This window comes from Pseudomonas sp. NBRC 111131 (assembly GCF_001320525.1).
Taxonomy (GTDB): Bacteria; Pseudomonadota; Gammaproteobacteria; order Pseudomonadales; family Pseudomonadaceae; genus Aquipseudomonas; species Aquipseudomonas ceruminis.
Genome location: NZ_BCBH01000015.1, coordinates 127,394 through 135,621, shown reverse-complemented (window position 1 = coordinate 135,621; position 8,228 = coordinate 127,394). Strand labels below are relative to the sequence as shown.

The window sequence follows — 8,228 nt, the reverse complement described above, 5'->3', positions numbered from 1 at the left end:
TGTTGGGTTGCGGGGGCTGCCGAAAGGCCTGGGAGCCGGCTTGATCGAGGGCGCGTCCCTGCTGCTTTTTGATGCCTTGCACGAATATTTTATATGCCTGTTAAGCATGGCCTTTGCTCGCCCGCGCTACACCCCGCGAATCACGCGGGCTGCAAGCGAACGCTTAGAAAATATATAATAAATTGATCTAACATTAATTTTAAACATTACTTTAAGAGATAAGCCTCTGGCACCGATGATTCAGCCACACACCTGAATCAAGAACCCCAGGAGTTTGATCAATGGGTAATGTCCAGACGGCCGTCAGGGCCTACGACCAGCCATGGCGCCCGGCACCGGGTGACCTGGTCGAGCTTGGACGGACGCTACGCCTGCCACTGGGCCAGTTGCGCCTGCAGCGCACCCCGGTCAGCGGCCTCAAGCGCCGCGACAAGCTGGCGTTGGGCCTGCTGGTGCTGGCCTTGCACGGTGCCGCCGCCTACTGGGTCAGCCAGGCACCGACGCCTGAGCTGCCGGTGGTGCCACCACAGGTTCCCCCCATGACCATCGAGTTCGCTGCCCCGGCGCCGCCGGTGGTGGAACCGCCGCCGCCTGCACCGGCCCCGCCGGTGGTAGAGCCACCACCGCCGGTGGTGGACGAACTGGCGGCCAAGCCAAAGCCCAAGCCCAAACCGGTGCCAAAGCCCGTGGTCAAGCAACAGCCCAAACCACAGCCCAAGCCGGTCGAAGCGCCACCGCCCACACCCGCGCCTGTGGCCGCTCCCGCAGCACCTGCGCCACCCGCGCCGGCGCCGGTAACGCCGCCTTCGGCCAACGCCGCGTACCTGAAAAACCCGGCGCCGGAGTACCCGCAGATGGCCCAGCGCCGCGGGTGGGAAGGCACTGTGCTGCTGCGGGTCGAGGTACTGCCCAGCGGCAAACCGGGGCAGATCCAGATTCAGAAAAGCAGCGGTCGCGATGCCCTCGACGCCGCCGCCCTGGCTGCGGTCAAGCGCTGGAGCTTCGTGCCTGCCAAGCAGGGCGATGTGCCCCAGGCCGGCTGGGTCAGCGTGCCGATCGATTTCAAGCTTCGCTAACTCTTTTGCAAAAACAGCAGAACATAGGAAGACATCATCATGAGCCTGTTGGCATCCCCTCTCGAATCCGTTGAAAGCGCAGTCATCTGGCTGCTGGTCGGTTTCTCTGTCGTGACCTGGGGTCTGGCCCTGGTCAAAGTCGTGCAGTTCGTGCGGCTGAAAAACCAGGACAAGCGCTTCCATCAGCAGTTCTGGGCGGCATCAAGCCTGGATTCGGCAGCGGAAATCAGCCACGAGTTGCCTGGCCCGGCAGCCCGCGTTGCGCAGTCTGGCTATGCCGCCATTGCCGTTGGCGACACCCAGGCCGGCGACTTGAGCCAGGCGATCAACCATCAGGACCGCCTCGAACGCGCCCTGCGCCAGCAGATCGTGCGTGAGCGCCGCTCGCTGGAAACCGGCCTGGCCGTGGTGGCCAGTATCGGCAGCACCTCGCCCTTCATCGGCCTGTTCGGCACCGTGTGGGGCATCATGGAAGCGCTCAAGGGCATCAGCGCGGCGGGTTCGGCCAGCCTGGAAACCGTCGCCGGGCCGATCGGTGCCGCCCTGGTCGCCACCGGCGTGGGTATCGCCGTCGCGGTCCCGGCCGTGCTGGTCTACAACTACTTCCTGCGCCGTTTGAAGCTGACCGCGGCCGACCTCGATGACTTTGCCCACGACTTCTACAGCCTGGCGCAGAAGAGTGCCTTCCGCGTGCTGGTGCACCCTGCCGTGCACAAGGCCCAGGCCGGCTTCACCCAGCCGGTGAAGGAGGCATCCTGATATGGCCTTTTCGACCCAGGACAGCGACGAAGTCCTCAGCGAGATCAACGTCACGCCTTTGGTGGACGTCATGCTGGTGCTGCTGGTGGTGTTCATCGTCACCGCCCCCCTGCTGACCAACGCCATCCCGATCAACCTGCCCAAGACCGAGGCGGTGGCCCCGGTGGAGCAGAAAGATCCGCTGGTGGTCAGCATCGATGGCGCTGGCAAGTTGTTCATCAACAAGGACGAGATCCAGCCCGACCTGCTGGAAACCAACCTCAAGGCGGCCAAGGACAAGGACGCGGAAGTCCGCGTGCAACTGCAGGCCGACGATGGTGTGAACTACGGCGAAGTGGCGCGCGCCATGGCTGCGATCGAACGTGCCGGCATCAGCAAACTGGCGGTGATCACCGCACGCTGATCGACCAATCCTCTTCAGGCAAGTGCTTATGGGCCACATCTCTTGGCAGGGGGTGGCCCTTTTTTTGGTTCAGCCTTCGGGTAACCAAGCCCCTTCTCAGCTTGTGCCTTGCGGTTATTAATAAATAGCTTCTTATTCCTTTACGAATATAACTCCCCCCCTATACTGACCTCCAAGCACGCAAACTTACGGAGGCGTCCCCATGCGCAATGAGTCGATTCGTTACCTGATTGTGCCGGGCTGGCAAGGATCGCCAGACAACCATTGGCAGAGTCACTGGCAGCGCAGCTTGCCCAACAGCGCCCGGGTCGAGCAGCAGGACTGGCTGACCCCGCAGCGCCACGACTGGGTACAGGCGCTGGAGCAGGCGATCGCCGCTGAACGTTCACCGGTCATCCTCATCGCCCACAGCCTGGGTTGCATCACGGTGGCCCATTGGGCCGCTCAGGCCAGCCCGGCCTTGCTGCGCCGGGTACGTGGGGCGCTGCTGGTGGCCCCGGCCGACGTCGAGCGGCCGACCTGCGCACCTGCCTTGCGCAACTTTGCGCCGATCCCGCAGCAGGCCCTGCCGTTCCCCAGCCAAGTGGTCAGCTCTGACAACGACCCGGCAGTCACCGTGCCCCGCGCGCTCTACCTGGCGCAGGCCTGGGGCGCTGAAGCGGGGGTGCTGAGCAATGCCGGGCACATCAACGTCAAGTCGGGGCATGAACGCTGGGAGCAGGGGTTTGCCTACCTGTATCGCCTGCAAAGCCGGGTCGAGCAGCGCGCACTGCGCCGCGCCTGATCGACGCTTCTGTTTACCGTTTGCCTGACGCCCGGCCTGCAGAGGCCTGGGGCGGGAGTTCGTCATGACTTTTCAAAACCCGTTTGGCCAGCCATTGCTGACCTTCCCTGAGCTGGACAAGAGCCCACTGAGCATCCGTGCCAAGGCCCTGGTGTTCATCGACCCGCGCTCGCAGCAGTTGCGTCAGGCGCTCGAACGGCTGGCGCCGCAACCGCTGCCCGTGCTGATCCGCGGTGAAACCGGTACGGGCAAGGAGCTGCTGGCACGGCAGATTCACCGTGCCAGTGACCGGGCGGGGCTGTTTGTCTCGGTCAACTGCGCGGCCATCAGCCCTACCTACGCCGATGCTGAGTTGTTTGGCTACAGCGCAGGCACCCAGGGCGGTACCGCCAGCAGCCGGGCGGGTTGGTTCGGTTCGGCCAACGGCGGCACCTTGTACCTGGACGAGATCGCCGACTTGCCGCTGGCCATCCAGGGCAAGTTGCTGGCGGCGCTGGAAAATCGCGAAGTCACCCGGGTGGGCGCGCAGCAGCCCCAGGCCGTGGACGTGCGGTTGGTGGCCGCGACCAGCATCGACCTGGCGCGGGTGGTGAAGGCCGGCAGGTTCAACGAGCGCTTGTACCAGTACCTGCGCGAAGGCGCGCTGGAACTGCCCCCCCTGCGTGAGCGCCCGGGGGATATCCTGCCCCTGGCCGAATACTTCGTGGGTATCTACAGCGTGCGCCTGCAGCGCTCGGTGCCGCTGATCAGCGAAGCCGCGCAGCATGCGCTGGAGGCCCATGCCTGGCCAGGCAATACCCGCGAACTGGAGAACATCATCCACTTCGCCTTGCTGGTCAACGACAGTGAAGAGATCCTGCCGCAGGACCTGGATTTACCCAATACCGCGAGCTAGACAGCGCTCATAAGCAAATTCCGTAATGGCAATTTGTTTTTGGAATAAGAAGCGAATCAAAAGGTATTGTTGCGGAATAAAAAATCTCGGTATCTTCCGCCTCACGCCCACCGGTGAACCGGTTGGGCAACCGACTTTGCCATCGACGATGGCCCAGCATCAGAACAAGGATCACCATGAAGAAGACTTTGCTGACCACTGCCCTGGCCGCCGCCCTGTCGTTCGCAGGCCTGGCTACCGCCGCCGAGAAACTGGTCGTTGCCGCCACCCCGGTGCCACACGCTGAAATCCTCGAGCTGATCAAGCCGACCCTGGCCAAAGAAGGCGTGGACCTGGAGATCAAGGTCTTCACCGACTACGTACAGCCTAATGTGCAGGTTGACCAGAAGCGCCTGGACGCCAACTACTTCCAGACCCTGCCGTACCTGCAGAACTTCAACGAAGGCAAGGGCACCCACCTGGAAACCGTGATCGGCGTGCACGTCGAACCATTCGGTGGCTACTCGAAAAAGGTCAAGAACCTGAGCGAACTCAAGGAAGGCGCTACCGTTGCCATTCCTAACGAAGGCAGCAACAGCGGCCGTGCCCTGCTCCTGCTGCAGAAGGCTGGCCTGATCACCCTGAAAGACCCGAAAAACGCCTTGGCAACGCCGAAAGACATCGCCGAGAACCCGAAGAAGCTGAAGTTCCGTGAGCTGGAATCGGCCATGCTGCCGCGCGTGCTGGACCAGGTCGACCTGGACCTGATCAACACCAACTACGCACTGGAAGCCGGCCTGAACCCGGCCAAGGATGCGCTGGTGATCGAAGGCAGCGACTCGCCTTACGTGAACTTCCTGGTAGCACGTCCGGACAACAAGAACAGCGATGCCATCCAGAAGCTGGCCAAGGCGCTGACCAGCCCGCAGGTGAAGGAATTCATCGCCAAGAAATACCAGGGCGCGGTACTGCCGGCGTTCTGATGGTTTTGCTTGAGCATGTATGAAAAACGCCGGCGCATTTGCGCCGGCGTTTTTTTGTGGCCGGCCTGTTCGCGGGCAAAGCCACCCTCTTCAGCGCTGGGTAGCCAGCGCGCGGCGTAACGCCATCAACCACAGAATCTGTTCATTGGAATCAGTCGAGCAGGGGCTGTTCATCCTTGTCGTCCTATGTGCATTGCGATGGGCTGGCACGTTGCGTTGTAAAACGTTTGGAGAGAGCACCGGCAAGAAAGTTTCAGTGATATCAATATGCAATAAAGGTATTTATGAAAAGTTTTTTATACCTTTAGAGTCTACTGATCGTGCACTGTGCACACTTCAGATATTCCCCATGCCGTATTTTCCAACCCCTGTGCAGAGGGTTTGCCCATGACCTTCGATACCGCCTTCATGCTCAGTACCTTGCCGGCGTTTCTCAAAGCAGTGGGCGTTACCCTGCAGGTAGGCCTGATCGCCATTGCCACCTCGATGCTGGTAGCCCTGTTCAATGCCACGATCCTGGTGCTACGCACGCCGTACCTGTGGCGCCTGGTCAAAGGCTATGTCGAGCTCGCTCGCAACACGCCGTTGCTGATCCAGCTGTTCCTCGTCTACTTCGCCTTGCCCAGCCTTGGCCTGAAAGTATCCGGGTTCGCCGCAGCGATCATCACCATGACTTTCATGGGCGGTGCCTATCTCACCGAAGTCCTGCGTGCTGGCGTCGAGGCGGTGCCGCGGGCACAACTGGAGTCCGGACGCTCCATTGGCCTGTCCGAGGGCCAACTGCTGCGTCACGTGATCCTGCCCCAGGCTGGCATCCTCAGCCTGCCGGCGCTGTTCGCCAACTTCATTTTCCTGCTCAAGGAAACCACCGTGGTGTCGGCCGTTGCAGTGCCCGAGATCCTCTACACGACCAAGAACTACATCGCCCTGTACTACAAGACCTACGAAATGCTCGCTGTGCTGACGCTGCTCTGCGTGCTGTTGTTCCTGCCGCTGTCGTTGCTGCTGCGCTACCTGGAAAGGAGGCTGCAACATGGCCAGTTCGGCTCCTGAGCTGCTCCTGCTGTCGTTGCCGATACTGGCCAAGGGCGCAGCACAGACCCTGGCCATTTCGGCCCTGGGCATTCTGTTCGCCACCCTTGGCGGCGTGCTCTATGGTGTGCTGGCCACGCTTGGCAACCGTGTGGTGAACATCGCCCTGCAAGTCTACCTTGAGCTGTTTCGGGCCATACCGGTGCTGGTCTGGCTGTACCTGGTGTTTTTCGGGTTGCCGATCTTCTTTGCCGTAAGTATTCCCAGCTTCTGGTGCGCGGTACTGGTGCTCGGGTTATGGGGCGCGAGTGAGGTTGGCGAAGTGGTGCGTGGCGCACTGCAATCGTTGCCGCGCGGTCAGCGTGAAGCGGGGTTGTCGATCGGCCTGTCCAGCAGCCAGCTGTATGGCTATGTATTGCTGCCCCAGGCGCTCAAACGTATGACTCCCCCGACCATCAACATCTACACGCGGATCATCAAGACCAGCTCGCTGGCGGTGCTGATCGGTGTGGTCGAGGTCATCAAGGCGGGCCAGCAGATCATCGAACGCACCTACGAATCGGTGCTGATCTATGGCGTGCTGTTCCTGTTCTTTTTCATCGTCTGCTATCCGCTGTCCGCCGCCTCGCGCGTGCTGGAGCGCCGCTGGGCCCACTCATGACTGCACTCATAGAATTCCAGGGTTTCAACAAGTATTTTGGCGAGCACCAGGTGCTCGCCGAGGTCGACCTCAAGGTCCGCACCGGTGAGGTGGTGGTGATCCTCGGCCCCAGTGGCTGCGGCAAGAGCACCTTACTGCGCTGCCTGAACGGCCTGGAGCAGGCGCATAGCGGCCATCTGCGCCTGGACGGCCAGGAGCTGCTCGCACCTGGCACCGACTGGCGCCAGGTGCGTCAGCGAGTGGGCATGGTATTCCAGAGCTATCACCTGTTCGGCCACATGAGTGTGATCGACAACCTGCTGCTCGGGCCGCTCAAGGTGCAAAAGCGCCAACGCGCCGAAGCGCAGGCCCAGGCTGAGGCCCTGCTGGCCAGGGTCGGCCTGCTGGACAAACGGGATGCCTTCCCGCGCCAGCTGTCTGGCGGCCAGCAACAGCGTATCGCCATCGTGCGGTCGCTGTGCATGAACCCACAGGTGATGCTGTTCGACGAGGTTACCGCAGCGCTCGACCCGGAGATGGTCAAGGAAGTGCTGCAAGTGATCCAGGGCCTGGCCCGCGATGGCATGACCCTGCTAATCGTCACTCACGAAATGGCCTTCGCTCGCGCGGTGGCCGACCGCATCGTGTTCATGGAGGCCGGCAGGATCCTTGAACAGAGCGACCCCGAGAGCTTCTTCAGCCAACCGCGGACCGCACGTGCGCAGCAGTTTCTGGACAAATTCTCCTTCGTCGAAAGCCTGCCCAAGACACTGCATAAGGAACTGTCATGAAAACTGCCCCCCTTACCAAACTGCTGGCGCCGCTGTTCGGCCTGGCCTTGCTGGCCGGCTGCAACAAGGCTGACGAGCCACCCAAGCCGGCCGCCTCATCGCCAGCCACCAGCTACCTGGAAACCATCAAGGCGCGGGACAAGCTGATTGTCGGCGTGTTCACCGACAAGCCACCCTTCGGCTTCGTGGACGAGAGCGGCCGCTACGTAGGCTTTGACACCGACATTGGCCGTCGCCTGGCCAAGGACCTGCTGGGTGACGAGAACAAGGTGGAGTTCGTCGCCGTCGAGCCGGCCAGCCGTATCCCGTTCCTGCAAAGCGACAAGGTCGACCTGATCCTTGCCAACATGACCGTGACCCCGGAACGCAAGGAGGCGGTGGACTTCACCAACCCCAACCTGCGCGTGGCCGTGCAGGCCATCGTTGCCGATGGCAGCCCGGTACAGAAGCTCGACGACCTGGCCGACAAGACCATTATCGTCACCACCGGTACCACCGCCGACATCTGGCTGACCAAGAACCACCCAGACTGGAAGCTGCTCAAGTTCGAGAAGAACAGTGAGTCACTGCAAGCGCTGGCCAACGGCCGTGGCGATGCCTACGCGCAGGACAACCTGATCCTGTTCAGCTGGGCCAAGCAGAACCCGGGCTACCGCGTGCTGCCGCAACTGCTGGGCGAAGAGGCACCGATCGCGCCAGCTGTGAAGAAAGGCAATACCGAGCTGCGTGACTGGGTAAACGCCGAACTGGCCAAACTGGGCGAGGAGAAGTTCCTGCTCAAGCTGTATGACCAGTACGTGCGCAAGGAACTGAGCGATGACACCAAGCCTGAGAGCGTGATTGTCGAAGGCGGTAAGTGGCAGGGCTGAGCGTAAAACCGGGGCCG

10 protein-coding genes are annotated in these 8,228 nt (G+C 61.8%); all 10 read left to right on the top strand.

The annotated features are described in order from the left end of the window. The first annotated feature begins 281 nt into the window (after positions 1-281). The 10 genes from APH34_RS15660 to APH34_RS15615 all read left to right on the top strand — a co-directional run bounded on the left by APH34_RS15660 (position 282) and on the right by APH34_RS15615 (position 8,211). The gene (locus APH34_RS15660) at positions 282-1,076 is read left to right on the top strand and encodes an energy transducer TonB (protein WP_054901941.1); all 795 of its coding nucleotides are present in this window, start codon (positions 282-284) and stop codon (positions 1,074-1,076) included. A gap of 39 nt (positions 1,077-1,115) precedes the next feature. Then, a complete protein-coding gene (locus APH34_RS15655) occupies positions 1,116-1,835 on the top strand; it encodes a MotA/TolQ/ExbB proton channel family protein (RefSeq protein ID WP_054901940.1) in 720 nt (239 codons plus the stop codon). Between the two features lies 1 nt (position 1,836). Then, positions 1,837-2,238 carry a biopolymer transporter ExbD gene (locus tag APH34_RS15650; protein ID WP_054901939.1) on the top strand — a complete coding sequence of 134 codons (402 nt, stop codon included), beginning with the start codon at positions 1,837-1,839 and terminating at the stop codon, positions 2,236-2,238. A 202-nt stretch (positions 2,239-2,440) separates the two neighbouring features. After that, positions 2,441-3,022: an alpha/beta hydrolase gene (locus tag APH34_RS15645; RefSeq protein ID WP_054901938.1), complete on the top strand. Its 582-nt coding sequence runs from the start codon at positions 2,441-2,443 to the stop codon at positions 3,020-3,022. 64 nt (positions 3,023-3,086) lie between these two features. Beyond that, the gene (locus APH34_RS15640; RefSeq protein WP_054901937.1) at positions 3,087-3,917 is read left to right on the top strand and encodes a sigma 54-interacting transcriptional regulator; all 831 of its coding nucleotides are present in this window, start codon (positions 3,087-3,089) and stop codon (positions 3,915-3,917) included. A gap of 176 nt (positions 3,918-4,093) precedes the next feature. Then, positions 4,094-4,879, top strand: coding sequence for a MetQ/NlpA family ABC transporter substrate-binding protein (locus APH34_RS15635; protein ID WP_054901936.1), 786 nt, complete (start codon positions 4,094-4,096; stop codon positions 4,877-4,879). Between the two features lie 387 nt (positions 4,880-5,266). After that, complete coding sequence (locus APH34_RS15630) at positions 5,267-5,932, top strand: amino acid ABC transporter permease (protein ID WP_054901935.1); 666 nt, start codon at positions 5,267-5,269, stop codon at positions 5,930-5,932. Next, on the top strand, positions 5,913-6,572 hold the full coding sequence (locus tag APH34_RS15625; protein WP_054901934.1) for an amino acid ABC transporter permease: 660 nt from the start codon (positions 5,913-5,915) through the stop codon (positions 6,570-6,572). Before APH34_RS15630 ends, APH34_RS15625 begins: the two co-directional genes overlap by 20 nt. Beyond that, positions 6,569-7,342 (top strand): amino acid ABC transporter ATP-binding protein, encoded by a 774-nt coding sequence (locus APH34_RS15620; protein WP_054901933.1) that lies wholly within the window; start codon positions 6,569-6,571, stop codon positions 7,340-7,342. The genes APH34_RS15625 and APH34_RS15620 overlap by 4 nt, the downstream gene beginning before the upstream one ends. Continuing rightward, on the top strand, positions 7,339-8,211 hold the full coding sequence (locus tag APH34_RS15615; RefSeq protein ID WP_054901932.1) for a transporter substrate-binding domain-containing protein: 873 nt from the start codon (positions 7,339-7,341) through the stop codon (positions 8,209-8,211). The genes APH34_RS15620 and APH34_RS15615 overlap by 4 nt, the downstream gene beginning before the upstream one ends. Positions 8,212-8,228 lie beyond the last annotated feature (17 nt).